The 16,036-nt window shown below is 71.0% G+C and carries 10 protein-coding genes; 7 read left to right on the top strand and 3 right to left on the bottom strand.

The window, feature by feature from the left end; translation table 11 throughout:
• Positions 1–2 precede the first annotated feature (2 nt).
• Positions 3–1,529, bottom strand: coding sequence for a PucR family transcriptional regulator (locus C3481_RS05325; protein WP_258039017.1), 1,527 nt, complete (start codon positions 1,527–1,529; stop codon positions 3–5).
• Positions 1,530–1,613: 84 nt separating this feature from the next.
• Between C3481_RS05325 and gabT the strand changes: the two genes are divergently transcribed.
• From gabT to C3481_RS05290, 7 genes are all read left to right on the top strand, one after another.
• On the top strand, positions 1,614–2,972 hold the full coding sequence (gene gabT, locus C3481_RS05320; RefSeq protein WP_023952070.1) for a 4-aminobutyrate--2-oxoglutarate transaminase: 1,359 nt from the start codon (positions 1,614–1,616) through the stop codon (positions 2,970–2,972).
• 113 nt (positions 2,973–3,085) lie between these two features.
• Positions 3,086–4,468, top strand: a complete 1,383-nt coding sequence (locus tag C3481_RS05315; protein WP_374754851.1) for an amino acid permease — start codon at positions 3,086–3,088, stop codon at positions 4,466–4,468.
• Positions 4,461–5,819 carry an NAD(P)/FAD-dependent oxidoreductase gene (locus C3481_RS05310; RefSeq protein WP_103841071.1) on the top strand — a complete coding sequence of 453 codons (1,359 nt, stop codon included), beginning with the start codon at positions 4,461–4,463 and terminating at the stop codon, positions 5,817–5,819. The genes C3481_RS05315 and C3481_RS05310 overlap by 8 nt, the downstream gene beginning before the upstream one ends.
• Positions 5,816–6,718 (top strand): universal stress protein, encoded by a 903-nt coding sequence (locus tag C3481_RS05305; protein ID WP_103841069.1) that lies wholly within the window; start codon positions 5,816–5,818, stop codon positions 6,716–6,718. Before C3481_RS05310 ends, C3481_RS05305 begins: the two co-directional genes overlap by 4 nt.
• Positions 6,715–8,274 (top strand): APC family permease, encoded by a 1,560-nt coding sequence (locus tag C3481_RS05300; protein WP_023952066.1) that lies wholly within the window; start codon positions 6,715–6,717, stop codon positions 8,272–8,274. Before C3481_RS05305 ends, C3481_RS05300 begins: the two co-directional genes overlap by 4 nt.
• Complete coding sequence (locus C3481_RS05295) at positions 8,271–9,737, top strand: NAD-dependent succinate-semialdehyde dehydrogenase (RefSeq protein WP_023952064.1); 1,467 nt, start codon at positions 8,271–8,273, stop codon at positions 9,735–9,737. Before C3481_RS05300 ends, C3481_RS05295 begins: the two co-directional genes overlap by 4 nt.
• A gap of 18 nt (positions 9,738–9,755) precedes the next feature.
• Entirely contained in the window at positions 9,756–11,123 is a 1,368-nt protein-coding gene (locus tag C3481_RS05290) for an NAD-dependent succinate-semialdehyde dehydrogenase (protein ID WP_064955984.1), read from the top strand.
• 72 nt (positions 11,124–11,195) lie between these two features.
• Here C3481_RS05290 and C3481_RS05285 read toward each other — a convergent pair whose 3' ends face one another.
• A complete protein-coding gene (locus tag C3481_RS05285; RefSeq protein WP_071918412.1) occupies positions 11,196–13,982 on the bottom strand; it encodes a hypothetical protein in 2,787 nt (928 codons plus the stop codon).
• Between the two features lie 36 nt (positions 13,983–14,018).
• Positions 14,019–15,869, bottom strand: coding sequence for an HSP90 family protein (locus C3481_RS05280; protein ID WP_023952058.1), 1,851 nt, complete (start codon positions 15,867–15,869; stop codon positions 14,019–14,021).
• Positions 15,870–16,036: the final 167 nt, after the last annotated feature.

The raw sequence follows: 16,036 nt of genomic DNA, 5'->3' as shown, positions 1-16,036 counted from the left end.
AGTCAGGGGGAGAGGCGGAGAGCCGTCCAGACGGCGGCACGATCGGCGAAGGTCGACAGGTCGCGGCCGAGCAGGCGCTGGGCCAGGGCGATGCGCGTACGGACGGTGTGCCGGTGCACTCCGAGGGCCCGAGCAGTCGCCTCATGCGCGCCGTCGTGATCGAGCCAGGCGACGAGCGTCGCCTCGAGCGCCGTGCCGTGACGGGCGTCATGGGTGCGCAGGGGTGCGAGCTCGGCTCCGGCCCGGGCGCGAGAGGGCGCCGTCGCGAGATCGTCGAGCAGATCGCCCGGGGCGTCGACGACATCGGTGACGGCACCCGGACGCCCGCGGTCGCGCGCGAGCCGGGCACGGTCGCGGGCCGCCGTCACGGCGTCGTCGGTCGCGGCGGCGGCGGTTCCGAGCCGCCACGACAGCCGCGCGGCGATGTCGTCGAGCACCTGCCGTTCGCCCGCCCCGACGATCAGGAGCACTCCGTCCTCGTCGCGACCGTAGAACAACCGACCCCCCGCGGCGTGATTGTCGAGCACCTCGCGGGCGCCGGTCGGGGCGTGAGCATCGGCCACGGCGACGACGTATGGCGCGGCGGGGAAGCCGCCCCAGGCATCGGTCGCCACCTTCCGCGCGAGGGTGAGATGCCCGTCGACGAGCAGGTCGACGAGCGCCGCCCGCAGTCCGCTCCACGCTCCCGCGGTCATCCGGCGCTGCTCGAGAGCGAGGCCCGTCATCGCGACGACGGCGGTGACGACAGCCCGGGCATCCTGGTCGAGCTCGATGCCGACGGTGACGAGGACGCCCCGCTGACCCGCCGAGCCGAGGGTCTGCAGCGTCACGGTGTGCCCCGCCAGCCGCATCGCCGCACCTGTCCCGCCGCCCCTGCGCAGGAGGGCCGCCGCCTCGGCGTCGACGGCCCGGCGCAGGTCGTCGTCGACCGACGACCCGGCGGTCGAGTGCTCGTGCGTCAGCGCACCCGAGGCGTCGTAGAGGCCGACCCACGCCCCGAGCTGGCGCGCGAGCTCGGCGAGCGTCGCGTCGAAGCCGTCGGGGCGCAGAGCGGCGATCGCGAGGGCGCGCTGCGCGTCGAGCGCCCAGCTGCGCCGGGCGTACGCCTGTGCCGCGATGGCCTCGGCCGCCGCTCGGGCGACGGCGATGAACGGCGTGCGGTACGGCACCTCGAACAGCGGCATTCCCGCCGTCGTGCACGCGGTCCGGAGCGCATCGGGGATGCCGTCGCGGACCACCTCCGTGCCGAAGCCGAGCCCCCGGACACCGCGCGCCCGCAGGCGGCCGACATAGGCCTCCGCCTCTGCGTCCGCGTCGTCGTCTCCGGCGAACTGGGTGCCCGTCGTGAGCAGGATCACGTCTTCCGAGAGGAAGGGCGTCGGGTCGGCGAGATCCGAGCTGTGCACCCAGCGCACGGGCGCGTCGAGGTTGGCGTCGTCGGCCGGCGTCGCGAGGCGCAGATCGAGCTCGCGCCGGGCCAGCAGCGCGCGGATCGTCGGCGACGGGGGAGCGGCGGCGGGCATCGGCATCCTGTACATGCTGGCGATAAGAGGTGGCATCACTGTACAACCCGGTGAATGCGGGTTGCGCGATGCGCGTCCTACTGTCGCGGAATGAGCACCACGACCTCGACGCCGACCATCCCCCTCGGCGGCCCGACCCTCCCGCAGGAGCGCCGCGTCGTCACCGCGATCCCCGGACCTCGCTCCGAGGAACTGCTGGCCCGCAAGGCAGCCGCCGTCCCGGCCGGTGTCGGCCACACCGCGCCGATCCATGCCGTCGCCGCGGGCGGCGGAGTCGTCGTCGACGCCGACGGGAACTCGCTCATCGACCTCGGCTCGGGCATCGCCGTGACCTCGGTGGGCAACGCGCATCCCGCCGTCGTCGCCGCTGTGCAGGCGCAGGTCGCGCAGTTCACCCACACCTGCTTCATGATCTCGCCGTACGAGTCGTACGTCGCCGTCGCCGAAGCCCTCAACCGGCTCACCCCGGGCGACCACGAGAAGAAGACCGCGCTGTTCAACTCGGGCGCCGAAGCAGTCGAGAACGCCGTGAAGATCGCACGCAAGGCGACCGGCCGCCAGGCGGTCGTCGCCTTCGACCACGGCTACCACGGCCGGACGAACCTCACGATGGCGCTCACCGCGAAGTCGATGCCCTACAAGAGCGGATTCGGGCCGTTCGCCCCCGAGGTCTACCGTGCGCCGCTGTCGTACCCGTTCCGCGACGGGCTGTCGGGCCCGGATGCCGCAGCCCGCGCGATCTCGCAGATCGAGAAGCAGATCGGAGCCGACAACCTCGCCGCCGTCATCATCGAGCCCATCCAGGGCGAGGGCGGGTTCATCGTCCCCGCCGACGGGTTCCTGCCGGCGGTCGCCGACTGGTGCCGCGAGAACGGCGTCGTGTTCATCGCCGACGAAGTCCAGACCGGCTTCGCTCGCACCGGTGCCATGTTCGCCAGCGAGCACTTCGGCATCGTCCCCGACCTGATCACGACGGCGAAGGGCATCGCGGCGGGCCTGCCGCTCGCCGCGGTCACCGGGCGCGCCGACCTCATGGACGCCTCGCACCCCGGTGGCCTCGGCGGCACGTACGGTGGCAACCCGGTCGCGTGCGCGGCGGCGCTCGCCGCGATCGACGCCTTCGAGAACGACGGCCTGATCGAGCGAGCTCAGCAGATCGGGGCGCGCCTGACGGCCCGGCTGAACGCGATGCGCGAGAGCGACCCCCGCATCGGGGATGTGCGCGGGCTCGGCGCGATGATCGCCGCGGAGTTCGTCGACCCCGCCACCGGCGCCCCCGACGCCGCGCTGACGTCGGCGATCGCGAAGGCGTGCATCGCGGAGGGCGTCATCGTCCTCACGTGCGGCACCTACGGCAACGTCATCCGGTTCCTTCCGCCGCTGTCGATCGGCGACGAGCTGCTCGACGACGGCCTCGACGTGATCGCTGCGGCGCTCGGGCGGGTCTGAGCGTGGCCCCGAGCTCCAGCGGCTGGAAGAACCCGGTCTCGCCCGAGACGTCCGCGGGGCTCGGGGCGGTGACGAAAGCGCGCTCGAACAAGCTGCGGTCGCGCCACGTCACGATGATCACGCTCGGCGGCATCATCGGCGCGAGCCTGTTCGTGGGGTCGGGCAACGTCATCCGCACGGTCGGGCCGGCCGCGGTCCTGTCCTATCTGCTGGGCGGTCTGCTGGTCTTCCTCGCGATGCGCATGCTCGGCGAGATGGCGGCGTCGCGTCCGGCGATCGGCTCGTTCATGGAGTACGCCCGCGTCGGACTCGGCGACTGGGCGGCCTATCTCGTCGGCTGGCTCTACTGGTACTTCTGGGTCGGCGTGCTCGCCTACGAGGCGGTGCTCGGCGGCGAGACGATGCACACCTGGTTCCCCGGCGTCCCCTCGTGGGGCTGGTCGCTGATCCTGCTGGCGGTCTTCGTCGGGACGAACGTCATCTCGGTCCGCACGTTCGGCGAGGTCGAGTTCTGGCTCGCCAGCATCAAGGTGCTCGCGATCGTGGTGTTCCTGGGTGCCGGCATCCTCTTCGCCCTCGGGCTGTGGCCGCAGGCGACCTTCGCCGTCCCCAACCTGTGGGAGCACGGCGGGTTCGCCCCCAACGGCATCGGCGTCGCCTTCACCGGGGTGGCCCTCGTGATCTTCTCCTACTTCGGCACCGAGATCGCCGTCATGGCGTCGGCCGAATCCGTCGATCCCGCCAAGGGCATCCGACAGGCGACGAGCACCATCATCTGGCGCATCCTGCTGTTCTTCGTCGGTTCGGTGCTCGTGATCGTCACCGTTGTGCCCTGGGACGAGCTGCCGGCACCGACGGATGTCGCGAACGCGCCGTTCACCGTCGCGCTGTCGCGCTTCGGCATCCCTGGCGCCGACGTCATCATGCAGCTCGTGATCTTCACGGCGGTCATCTCGGTGCTCAACTCGGGGCTGTACTCGGCCTCGCGGATGTTCTCGGCGCTCGCCGACAAGGGCTTCGCCCCGAAGATCGTCGCGCAGCGCTCGCGCAACGGTGTTCCGGTGATGGCGCTGCTGGCCTCGACGATCGGCGGGCTCATCGCGACGCTCGTGAACTTCCTCACGCCGGGGTCGGGCATCTTCGACTTCATCATGAACTCGGCCGGCCTCGTCGCGCTCTTCGTGTACGTCTTCATCGCCCTCACCCAGCTGCGTCTGCGTCAGCGGATGACGCCCGAGGAGGTGGCCGCGCTCAAGCTGAAGATGTGGCTGCACCCGTGGCTCAACATCTTCCTCATCGTCGCGATCGCCGCCGTCGTGGTGGTCATGCTCACGACCGAGTCGGGGCGTTCGCAGGTGTGGACGAGTCTCATCGCCACCGGTGTACTACTGGTGTTCTGGCCGCTCGTGCGCCGCAACCTGCGCGCCCGTCGGCTCGACCGGGAGAGTGTCGCCCCGGTCACGGGTTCTGCCAACGAAGGAGTCGGAAATGACTGAGATCACCCGCGACGTCGCGATCGTCGGAGCCGGCGCGGCCGGACTGACCGCCGCGAACGACCTGAGGAAGGCCGGGCTGTCGGTCGTCGTGCTCGAGGCGCGCGATCGCGTCGGCGGACGTCTGTGGACCGATGAGATCGACGGCGCCATGCTCGAGCTCGGCGGCCAGTGGGTCTCGCCCGACCAGCACGCGCTGATCGACACGCTCGCCGACCTCGGACTCGAGACGTACACGCGGTACCGCGACGGCGACAGCGTATACGTCGGTCCGGACGGGCAGGCGCGACGCTTCCGCGGCGAGATGTTCCCGGTGGCGCCGGAGACCGAACGGGTCATCGACGAGATCACCGCGCGGCTGGACGAGATGGTCGCCGAGATCGACCCCGACCGGCCGTGGGCGCACGAGAAGGCGGCCGAGTGGGACCGCATCTCGTGGGACGCCTGGCTGCGACAGCAGACCGACGACGACGAGGCGGTGCGCAACCTCGCGTTCGCCACGGGATCGGCGATGCTCACCAAGCCGACGCACACCTTCTCGCTGCTGCAGTCGCTGCTCATGGCGGCGTCGGCGGGGTCGTACTCGCACCTGGTCGACGCGGACTTCATCCTCGACAAGCGCGTCGTCGGAGGTCTGCAGCAGGTGCCGCTGCGCCTCGCGGAGCGACTGGGCGAGGACGTCCTGCTCGCTCAGCCGGTGCGCTCGATCGAGTACTCCGACGCGGGCGCGGTCGTCCGCACCGACGACGTCACGGTGCGGGCGCGTCACGTCGTGCTCGCCCTGGCACCGGTGCTCTACAACCGCATCTCGTTCTCGCCGCCGCTGCCGCGTCTGAAGCACCAGATGCACCAGCACTTCTCGATGGGCTTCGTCATCAAGGTGCACGCCGTCTACGACCGGCCGTTCTGGCGCGAGCAGGGGCTGTCGGGCACCGCTTTCAGCCCGTACGAGCTGTCGCATGAGGCGTACGACAACACCAACCACGGCGACGAGCGGGGCACGCTCGTCGGGTTCGTCTCCGACCAGAACGCCGACGACCTCTTCCGCCTGTCGGCGGATGAGCGGCGCGAGCGCATCCTCGAGTCGCTGTCGCACTACTACGGACCCGAGGCGAAGAACCCGATCGTCTACTACGAGAGCGACTGGGGCAGCGAGGAGTGGACGCGCGGCGCGTACGCCGCGAGCTTCGACCTGGGCGGCCTGACCCGTTACGGCGCTGAGCAGCTCGAGCTCGTCGCACCCCTGCACGTCGCGTGCAGCGACCTCGCCGGGCTCGGCTACCAGCACGTCGACGGGGCGATCCGCATGGGCCACCGCGTCGTCGACGAGATCCTCGAAGCGGACCGCGCATGAGTCGGTCGGCGTCCGGCGGCCGCATCGTCGTCGGATACACCGCGACAAAGGCGGGGCGGGATGCCGTGGCCTTCGCGAGTCGCCTCGGGTCGGCATCCGGGGCCGCGCTCCACCTCGTGCTCGTGCTCCCCGCCCAGAAGCCGGGCATCGTGCCGCCGGATGCCGGCTACGAGCGGCTGCTGCGCGAGCAGGCCGCCGGCTGGCTGCGGGAGGGCGCCGCGGAGGTTCCCGAGGGTGTGTCGCACCGCGCCCACGTCCGCTACGGCGAGTCGGTCGCGGCGGGGCTCATCGACACCGCCGACGAGCTGGGGGCCTCGCTCATCGTCGTCGGGGCGGCCGACGGCGGCAACCGGGGCCGGCACCGGCTCGGCACGACGACGACCGAGCTCGTGCACTCGTCCGACGTGCCGGTCGCCCTGGTTCCGCGCGGCGCGCGGCGGGTTCCGGTCGAGACCGGCATCACGCGGCTGACCGCCGCCGTGGGCGAGCGCGAGGGCACGGAACTCCTCGTCGAGGCGACCATCCGGCTCGCCGCGGCGACCGCGGCGCCGGTGCGGCTGCTCTCGCTCGTCGCCCTCGACCTGCCCGCGGGCCTCGACACCGGCGCCATCCGCACGGTCGGTCAGAACCACGCGCAGGAGGTGCTCGACGAGGTCCGTTCGGCGCTTCCGTCCGACGCCGAGGTGACCGCCGTGGTCGCGGCCGGCGACGGCATCGAGGACGCCGTATCGCACCTCGAGTGGGAAGCCGGCGAGGTCGTCATCGTCGGCTCCAGCCGTCTCGCCCAGCCGCGACGGCTCTTCCTCGGCTCCACGGCGGCGCGGATGCTGCGCGTCGTGACCGCCCCCATGATCGTGGTGCCCCGCACCCGCAGCGACCGCGAAGGAGCGAGCGCATGACCCGAGCAGAACAGGCGGGGGTGCCCGCGGGCGACCCCGTCACCGGCGGCATCTCCCGGAAGGGGCTGAGCGCCGGGACCGTCGGCCTCATCGGAGCGGTCGTCATCGGCATCTCCTGCATCGCCCCGGCCTACACCTTCACCGCGGCGGTCGGGCCGACGGCATCCGTCGTGGGCACCCAGGTGCCGGCGATCGTGCTCGTCGGCTTCATCCCGATGCTGCTCGTCGCGTTCGGGTATCGCGAGCTCAACAACCGCATGCCCGACTCCGGCACCAGCTTCACATGGGCGACGCGCGCCTTCGGCCCGTGGATCGGGTGGATGGCCGGTTGGGGGCTGGTCGCTGCGACCATCCTCGTGCTCTCGAACCTCGCGGGTGTCGCCGTCGACTTCCTCTTCCTGTTGATCGCCCAGCTCACCGGGCAGGAGTCGATCGCCGGCCTCGCCTCGGTGGTCTGGATCAACGTCCTCGTCTGCGTCCTGTTCGTCGCCGCGGCGACCTTCATCTCTTACCGCGACATGCAGACGACTCAGAAGCTGCAATACGGGCTCGTCGCCTTCCAAGTGGTCGTCCTCGTACTGTTCGCCATCGCGGCGATCGTCGAGGCGGTCTCGGGCAACGCCTTCGACGCCACGGCGTTCGACTGGTCGTGGTTCAACCCGTTCGCCGTGCCGACGTTCAGCGCCTTCGCCGCCGGGCTGTCGCTGTCGATCTTCATCTTCTGGGGCTGGGACGTCACCCTGACGATGAACGAGGAGACCAAGGACCCCGAGCGCACACCGGGCCGCGCCGCGACCATCACGGTCGTCATGATCGTCGCGCTCTACCTGCTGCTCGCGATCGCGATGATCATGTTCGCCGGCGTCGGCACGGGCGAGCTCGGACTCGGCAACGAAGACATCCAGGAGAACGTCTTCTTCCATCTCTCGGGACCGATCCTCGGCCCGCTCGCGTTCCTCGTCTCGCTCGCCGTGCTCACCAGCTCGGCGTCGTCACTGCAGTCGACCTTCGTCGGGCCGGCGCGCACACTGCTCGCGATGGGCCACTACGGTGCCCTCCCCGAGAGTTTCGCGAAGGTGAGCCCGCGGTTCTTCACGCCCGGCTACGCCACGATCGTCTCGGCGATCGTCGCGTCGGGCTTCTACGTCGTCATGCGCATCGTCAGCGAGAACGTGCTGTGGGACACCATCCTCGCGCTCGGCATGATGATCTGCTTCTACTACGGCCTGACGGCGTTCGCCTGCGTCTGGTACTTCCGGCGCCAGTGGTTCGACTCGGTGCGGAACGTCTTCTTCACGTTCCTCTTCCCGCTCGTGGGCGGCGTCATCCTGGCGGTGCTGTTCGTGACGACGCTCATCGACACGATGGATCCCGCGTACGGCAGCGGGTCGCAGATCGGCGGCATCGGCCTGGTGTTCATCCTCGGCGTGGGAGTCATCCTCGTCGGCGTCGTCGTGATGGTGTGGCAGGCCGTGAAGCGCCCCGCGTTCTTCCGGGGCGAGACTTTGACCAAGGATGCGCCGGCGAGCCGGCGCGCGAGAGGAGTGGCGCGATGACGCACGAGAACGAGACACGACTGCTGGCGGGAATCGAACGCGGCCTCTTCATCGGTGGCGAGTGGGTGGATGCCGAGGGCGGCGCGACCTTCCCGGTCACCGACCCCTCGACCGGTCGCACGCTCATCGAGATCGCCGACGCCTCGCCGGCAGACGGCATCCGCGCCCTCGACGCCGCTGTCGCCGCGCAGGAGGAGTGGGCCGCCACCGCGCCCCGAGTGCGCAGCGACATCCTGCGCCGGGCGTTCGACCTCGTGCAGGAGCGCAAGGAGGACCTGGCGCTGCTGATGACGCTCGAGATGGGCAAGCCGCTCGCCGAGGCGCGCGGCGAGGTCGTCTACGGCGGTGAGTTCCTGCGGTGGTTCAGCGAAGAGGCCGTGCGCATCTCGGGCCGATACGGCCTCAACCCCGAGGGCACCGGCCGCATGGTCGTCTCGCAGCGTCCCGTTGGCCCCTCGTTCTTCATCACGCCGTGGAACTTCCCGCTCGCGATGGCGACGCGCAAGATCGCCCCGGCGCTGGCGGCCGGGTGCACCGTCGTGGTCAAGCCCGCGGCGCTCACCCCGCTCACCACGACGCTGTTCGTCCAGATCCTGCAGGAGGCGGGCCTCCCGGCGGGCGTCGTGAACGTCGTCAACGCGACGCGCTCGAGCGAGGTCGCCGCGCCCATCATCGCCGACCCCCGGCTGCGGAAGCTCTCGTTCACCGGCTCGACCCCGGTCGGGCGCAAGCTCATCGAGCAGGCAGCGGAGGGCGTGCTGCGGGTCTCGATGGAGCTCGGCGGCAACGCGCCGTTCGTCGTGTTCGACGACGCGGACCTCGACAAGGCGGTGGAGGGCGCGATGCTCGCGAAGTTCCGAAACATCGGGCAGGCCTGCACCGCGGCCAACCGCTTCATCGTGCACGAGTCGATCGCCGACGAGTTCGCCGACCGGCTCACCGAGCGCGTCTCGGCGATGAAGATCGGTCGCGGAACCGAGGACGGTGTGCAGATCGGGCCGCTCATCGACGAGAAGGCGGTCGCGAAGACCGGCGCGCTCGTCGAGGACGCCGTCGCACGGGGTGCCACGGTGCGCACGGGCGGTTCCGCGATCGACGGGGAGGGGACGTTCTTCGAGCCCACGGTCGTGACCGAGGTCGCCGCGGGCAGCGACATCCTGCGCGAGGAGATCTTCGGACCTGTCCTGGCGATCGCGACCTTCGCGGATGAGGACGAGGCCGTGCGCCTGGCCAACGACACCGAGTACGGACTGGTCTCGTACGTGTTCACGCAGGATCTCGCGCGCGGCCACCGGATGATCGATCGCCTCGAGACCGGCATGATGGGCCTGAACGTCGGGGTCGTCTCGAACGCGGCGGCCCCGTTCGGCGGTGTGAAGCAGTCGGGAATCGGGCGCGAGGGCGGACTCGAGGGCATCCACGAGTACCTCTCGACGAAGTACACCCTGATCCCCGCCGACTGACGAGACGAAGGAGAACCGATGAGCACGTATGCCGTGACCAACCCCGCCACCGGCGAGACGCTGGCGACGTACGACCCCGCGACCGACGAGGACGTCGAGCGGGCCCTGGCCGCCGCGGACGAGGCGTACCGCACCTGGTCGCGCGTCGTCGCGCCGGCCGAGCGGGCCGACCGGCTTCGCCGCGTGGCCGAGCTGCACCGTGAGCGCCGAGACGAGCTGGCCGCGATCATCGTGCGCGAGATGGGCAAGCCGCTCGCCGCGGCGGAGGGCGAGGTCGATTTCGCCGCCGACATCACCGCGTACTACGCCGACCACATCGACGAGATCACCGGCGACACCCCGATCCCGATCGAGGGGGAGGGTGCCGCGGTCATCCGTCGTAGCCCGCTCGGCGTGCTGCTCGGGATCATGCCGTGGAACTTCCCGTACTACCAGGTGGCCCGCTTCGCGGCGCCGAACATCGCGGTCGGGAACACCATCCTGCTCAAGCACGCGCCCCAGTGCCCCGAGTCCGCCGCCGCGATCGACGCGATCTATCGCGACGCGGGGTTCCCGGCGGGGGTCTACACGAACCTGTACCTGAGCAACGAGCAGGCCGCCGATGTGATCGCCGACCGCCGCGTGCAGGGCGTCTCGGTGACCGGGTCGGAGCGTGCCGGATCGGCGGTCGCCGAGATCGCCGGTCGCAACCTGAAGAAGGTCGCGCTCGAGCTCGGTGGGTCAGACCCCTTCATCCTGCTCTCGACCGACGATCTGGATGCGGCGGTGTCGGCGGCCGTCGAGGCGCGTCTGGACAACGTGGGACAGTCGTGCAACGGTGCGAAGCGGTTCATCGTGGTCGACGGGCTCTACGACGCCTTCGTCGAGAGGTTCGCGGCGGCGCTGGCCGACGCGAAGGTCGGCGACCCGTTCGCCGACGACACGGTGCTCGGGCCGCTGTCGTCGCTCACGGCGGCGGAGCGGCTGGCGGAGCAGGTCGACCGAGCCGTGGCGCAGGGGGCGACCCTCGTGACCGGGGGACGCCGCGACGGCGCCTTCTACCCGGGCACGGTGCTCACCGGCGTGACGCCGGAGATGGATGCCTACCGCGAGGAGTTCTTCGGTCCCGTCGGCGTCGTCTACCGGGTGGCGGATGAGGCCGAGGCGATCGAGCTCGCCAACGACACCCCGTTCGGGCTCGGTTCCTACGTGTTCACGACGGATGCCGAGCAGGCTGAGCGTGTGGCCGATGCGATCGACGCGGGCATGGTCTACATCAACCTCGTGCTCGCGGACGAGGCCGGGCTGCCGTTCGGCGGGGTCAAGCGCAGCGGCACGTCTCGCGAGCTCGGGCTCCTCGCCGCCGACGAGTTCGTGAACAAGAAGCTGATCCGCACGGGCGCCTGACCCGTCGCGGAGCCCGCGATAACCACGAAGGGCGCGCCGAGTGGATCGGCGCGCCCTTCGTGTCGATCGGGCTCAGGCGTCGAGGAGCGCGCGCACCTCGGCGGCTTCGGCGGGGCGGCCGAGCGCTTCGTAGACGTCGCCGAGCTCACCGGCGGCCACCTGGAGCAGCGGCGGGATCTCGGCGGCACGCTCCATGACCGACCGGTAGAGCGGGACCGCATCGGCGCCGCGCTCGTTCTGGGCGAGGACGCGCGCGGCGAAGAGCTCGGACGCGCCGGCAGAACCGGTGTCGCCGACCTCCGCGAACGCGTCGGCGGCCTGGAGCGCCGTGGCAACCGCCTCGTCCGCCTGCCCGAGCATGGCCAGCGCTCGGGCTCGCGAGTCGGTGATGTCGGCGACGAGCCACGGGGCGCCGAGACCGGAAGCGATCTCGCGGGCCTCATCGAAAGCCGTCAGCGCCTCGTGCTCGCCTCGCGCGGCGCGGACCTGACCCTCCGAGTGCCGCGCTTCGGCGAGCAGCCCGGCCTGTTCGGGCTCGGTGCGTGCGATCTCGACCGCCGTCTCGAGCGAGGCGAGGGCGTCGTCGAACTCTCCGAACCGGTGCAGCAGACGCCCGTGCGACAGGAGAGCGTTGGCGCGACCCACCGGCGCCTCTCCTTCGTCGAACAGTTCGGCGGCGAACTCCCATGCGCCGACCGCACGGCCGGGTTCGCCGGCGTCTTCGAAGGCGCGGGCCAGCAGCATGAGCGTCTGGGCGCGCGACGCCGCGGGCTCCTCGCGGTCGGTCTCGTCGGAGTAGACGTTCACGAGCAGCTCGGCGGCCTCGTCGGCGGAGCCGGATGCGAGCAGCGCCCGTGCGAGGCGGTACTGCACCGCGGTCACGGAGTCGCCGTTCTCGGTCGCGGCGCGCTCGGCGAACCGGTAACGGGCGACCGCCTCGCCGGGCGCACCGGCGTCCTCGTTGAGCGCGGCCGCGAGCACGTACGCTCCGGCGAGGACGCTGCGCGCATCGAGCTCGACGAGGATGCGGCAGAGCTCGTCGGCGTCGGCCACACCGTCGAGGAACCTCTCCTGGCCGCCGCGCATGCGAGCCCGCAGGCCGAGCAGCCGGGCCCGGGCGCCGGCGCCGAGCGCGGGGTCCTCGAGCGCGGCGGTGATCGTCGCGTCGCACTCGTCGAATGCACCGATGGCGCCCTGGAACGATGCACGTGCGAGCGCGACGATGCGACGCAGGTCGTCGTCGCCCAGCGCGGCCTCGCGGTCGCGGGCGTCGTCGAAGAGGCCGCGGGCTGTCTCGGGGTCGGTCTCGGCGACGGCCATGCCCACCACGACCTCGACGATCGCGTGCAGACGGGGCGGCAGGCTCTCGCCGTCGGCGAGGACCTCGCGAAGCGTCTCGAGGTCGCCGGGGGCGCCGCGTCCGAACAGGGCGAGGCCGGCGCGCTCTTCGACCTGGGCCTCCGCGTCGCGACCGACGGCGCGGAGGGCGTCGAGACGGTCGTGCAGAGCGGCCTGGGCGCCTTCGAGGTCGTCGCGCGCGACAAGGGCGGCGATGCGCGCCGAGTGGAGCTTGGCGCGCTGGTCGAGGGTCGCGCCGGGGAGCGCCGCATCCGCCGCAGCCAGTGCTTCCGAGGCGCCGTAATCGCCGAGGTCGATGGCTCGCTGAACGAGCTCTTCGGCCGAGCGCGCGGCCACGGGGGCGACGCGGGGGAGCAGGGGCTCGGCGCTGAGGGGGAGCGAGTAGCGCTCCTGCCCGACGGCCCAGGCCCGGTCGAGACGGCGGCGGTGACCGTCGGTGCCGTCGCGGCGATCGAACTCGCCGGCGATCCGCTCGGCCTCCGAACGCATCACCGCCGCGAGCTCGGCGGCGCGCCACGGGCCGTCGTTCTCGCCGAAGAACGCGCGGAGCCGCTCGGAGTCGGCGCCGCGAACGATGGTGTCGGCGTGTCCCGCGGCGCTGACGGCTTCGAGAGCGATCGCGAAGGCGGTGAGGGCGGAGAGGTGGCCGTCGACGCCGAGCGCGTCGTGCGCGAGCCAGTCGAGGTGGCGTTCGACGAGCGAGAGTGCCCGTGCTTCATTGCCGGTGATGGCGCAGAAGACGATGTTGTCGGCCACGATGGCGAGGTTGTCGGCGTTGTCCTTCGCGAGGCGATAGCTGCGCAGGTGAGCGAGGCGGGCCTTGTCGTACTCGCCCGCGTGCAGGTACGGAACGAGCGACCGGGCGAGCGCGTGCTCCGGCTCTTCGCCGCATGAGAAGTCGCCCTCGACGAGCTCTTCGACGAGGCGGATCGCCTCGTCTTCGCGGTCGGTGTCGATGAGGTAGCCGGCGACGACGCTGCGGACGCACGCCTCGCAGTGGCTGTGGCTGTCGCGGGGTGTCGTCTCGAGCTTGGTGCGCAGCTGCTCGGCCTCCTCGAGGCGGCCGGCCATCCACGCGTTCTCGAAGCGCGCCATGAGGACGCCACTCTGACCGAGCCCGGCAGCGCGGTAGTGGTTCTCCATGTCGTCGAGCACGGCGGCGATCTGTTCCCGGTCGAACGCCGGAGACGCGGCCAGGCTGTCGGCCATCCACTTGAATTGCCACATGAGGTCGGCGGTCTCGTCGCCCAGGTCGGCGGGGAAGCGTTCGGGGTCATCGTCGTGCTTTCCGAGGCACCATGCGAAGGAGGTCAGCATCGCCTCGGTGTCGCCGCTCATGCAGGCGGACGAGGTCAGTCGCATCCGCGCCCGGTACTCCAGGGGCTCGTCGCCCGCATCGACGGCGAGGGCGATGGCCTCGTTGATGAGGGCTCGTTCTTCGACGCCGACCGGGGTGCGGTCGATCTGCTCGAACAGTTCGAGGATACGGTCGCTGCTCATGCTGTCCTTTCGTGGGGGCCGAGGCGCGGGATGCGGTCAGGACGCCGGGCGCGCGGAGAGTTCGACGAGCGCATGGAGCGCGCCCATCATGAGCGCGCGGTCGTCGCCGCTGAGGGGGCGCTGGGCGGCGAGGAGCGCCTGAACGTAGAGGAGGTGGACCGTGCGCGCGAAGGCGAGGTCGTCGGGGATGTCCAGGAGCGAACGCACGACCGAGTTCTGCCAGTTCAGGCAGAGACGGACACTCCCGGACGGCACCTCGGAGGAGGCCGGGCGCAGCCTCTCGGCTGTCGCGTCGATGCGGTCCATGACGCTTCCCCACAGCGGGCTGCCGACCGATCGGGCTCGGCCGCGGTCGATCGCCCGCAGCGCTTCGGCACCCGCGAGGTAGACCGCCGGGATCTCGGCGGCGTCGAGCGAGCGCACCGCGACCCTGCATCCGACAGCCGAGAGGGCGGAGGTCGCGCGCTCCTCGAGTGCGAGGACGCGGGCGCGGTCGTCGAGTGGAGGCGGATCGAGCCGGTCGAGCTCGTCGGCGAGGTCGACGTGCTCGACGGTGACGCCGTCGAAGACGAGCGGGAGCAGGCGCACCAGTTCGGCGTCGAACAGATATCCGCCGTTGACGAGCGGCTGCCGGGGGTCGGCGATGCCGGCGATCTGGCGGTACTCGTCGACCGTCTCGACGTATCGAAGGTGCGGGAAGCGGCCGATCAGGTCGCCGACCCGCATTCGCCCGTGCGTGGTCTCGACGCTCAGCCAACGCACGATGAAGGCGGCGAGCTCGTCGTCATGACGCACGAGCGACTTGAGCGCGACTTCGTGAACCGCGACGAACTGCGCGAGACGCTGCGGTTCGGTCAGCCCGAGGTCGAGCACCCAGCGCCGGATCGCGGCTCCGAGTTCCTGACGTGTGTGCTCGAGGGCATCGTCCTCGACCAGCGCCTCGCGGCTCGCGGTCGGGCTGAGCGCCGTGGAGTCGATCACGGCCCGGACGAAGAAGGCCCAGTCGGGCAGGATGTCGTCGGCGTTCTCGCTCAGCAACATCCGTCCGAGGTAGACGCGGGTGGCCTGTCGGGCGCCGGGCGGGGGAGCGTAGGGGAGGACGTATGCGGTTCCGACGGTGTCGGTTCCCGGGACGTGCAACGGGATCGCGTCGAACGGGTCCTGGCCGAGCAGGTCGCGCCCGTAGGCCCAGCGGGCCGCCTCGTCGATGCCGGTCGTGGCGGCACGGAAGGGAGGCGTGCGGGTGGTCAGTTGCTCGCCGCCGCCGGGAAGGTCGACGCGCACCGGGATGGGGAGGAACTCCCCGAAAGTCTCGGCCAGCTCGACCGTCGCGGGGGTGCTGAGGAGATCGCGCTGTCCTGGGCGCGGCCGCAGGTGCACGCTCGTGCCGACCGGGAGATCATCGGGAATCGTCCGCACCGTGAATGTGCCGTCGGCGTTGCCCTGCCATTCGACGGCGGCGCCGCCGCGCGCGCTCCGCGATCGGATGACGATCGTCTCGGCCACCATGAAGCACGACAGCAGCCCGATGCCGAACTGCCCCAGGAAGTCGCTCCTGGGGAGGTCGAAGATGTCGCGCTTCGAGCTGCGCCCGACGGTCGCGAGCAGGTCGGTCACCTCTGAGGCGGTGAGTCCGATGCCGTCGTCGCGGACGATGAACTCGTCGCTTCGGTCGCTGAGGGGAGTGATGCGGATGCCGCTCGACTCGCGCGGCATCCCTGCCGGGGATGTGCTCGCGTCGAACTCGGCGCGAGCGGTGATCGCGTCGCAGGCGTTCTGCATCAGCTCGCGAAGGAACACGCGAGGACCCGAATAGATGTGTCGACTCAGGAGGTCGACGATGCCGCGAAGGTCGACCTGGAACTGCTGTGATCGTCCGGTATTCATCCGCCTGATTTCGTCTCGGGTAAGCACCACCGATGGCGTCCTCGGTGCGACAGCAGAGCGTAACAGTTCCCGGTAAGGGGCCATTTCTGACTCGCGTCCAGAATCGCGCGTCATATCCGGTGTCGGCTGACGGGCCACCCCGACGGGGGGAGGGGTGCGGGCGCGGA

Source organism: Microbacterium sp. Ru50, from assembly GCF_002920555.1.
Classification (GTDB): domain Bacteria; phylum Actinomycetota; class Actinomycetes; order Actinomycetales; family Microbacteriaceae; genus Microbacterium; species Microbacterium arborescens.
The sequence above is the reverse complement of the archived record's forward strand: the minus strand, read 5'-3'. Positions and strand labels throughout refer to the sequence as shown.

Bases quoted from the DNA above. Each gene is read 5' to 3' on its own strand.
- C3481_RS05305 (WP_103841069.1), top strand. From the start codon at position 5,816: ATGAGTCGGTCGGCGTCCGGCGGCCGCATCGTCGTCGGATACACCGCG.
- C3481_RS05325 (WP_258039017.1), bottom strand. From the start codon at position 1,529: ATGCCGATGCCCGCCGCCGCTCCCCCGTCGCCGACGATCCGCGCGCTG.
- C3481_RS05300 (WP_023952066.1), top strand. From the start codon at position 6,715: ATGACCCGAGCAGAACAGGCGGGGGTGCCCGCGGGCGACCCCGTCACC.
- C3481_RS05285 (WP_071918412.1), bottom strand. From the start codon at position 13,982: ATGAGCAGCGACCGTATCCTCGAACTGTTCGAGCAGATCGACCGCACC.
- C3481_RS05290 (WP_064955984.1), top strand. From the start codon at position 9,756: ATGAGCACGTATGCCGTGACCAACCCCGCCACCGGCGAGACGCTGGCG.
- C3481_RS05310 (WP_103841071.1), top strand. From the start codon at position 4,461: ATGACTGAGATCACCCGCGACGTCGCGATCGTCGGAGCCGGCGCGGCC.
- C3481_RS05295 (WP_023952064.1), top strand. From the start codon at position 8,271: ATGACGCACGAGAACGAGACACGACTGCTGGCGGGAATCGAACGCGGC.
- gabT (WP_023952070.1), top strand. From the start codon at position 1,614: ATGAGCACCACGACCTCGACGCCGACCATCCCCCTCGGCGGCCCGACC.
- C3481_RS05280 (WP_023952058.1), bottom strand. From the start codon at position 15,869: ATGAATACCGGACGATCACAGCAGTTCCAGGTCGACCTTCGCGGCATC.
- C3481_RS05315 (WP_374754851.1), top strand. From the start codon at position 3,086: ATGATCACGCTCGGCGGCATCATCGGCGCGAGCCTGTTCGTGGGGTCG.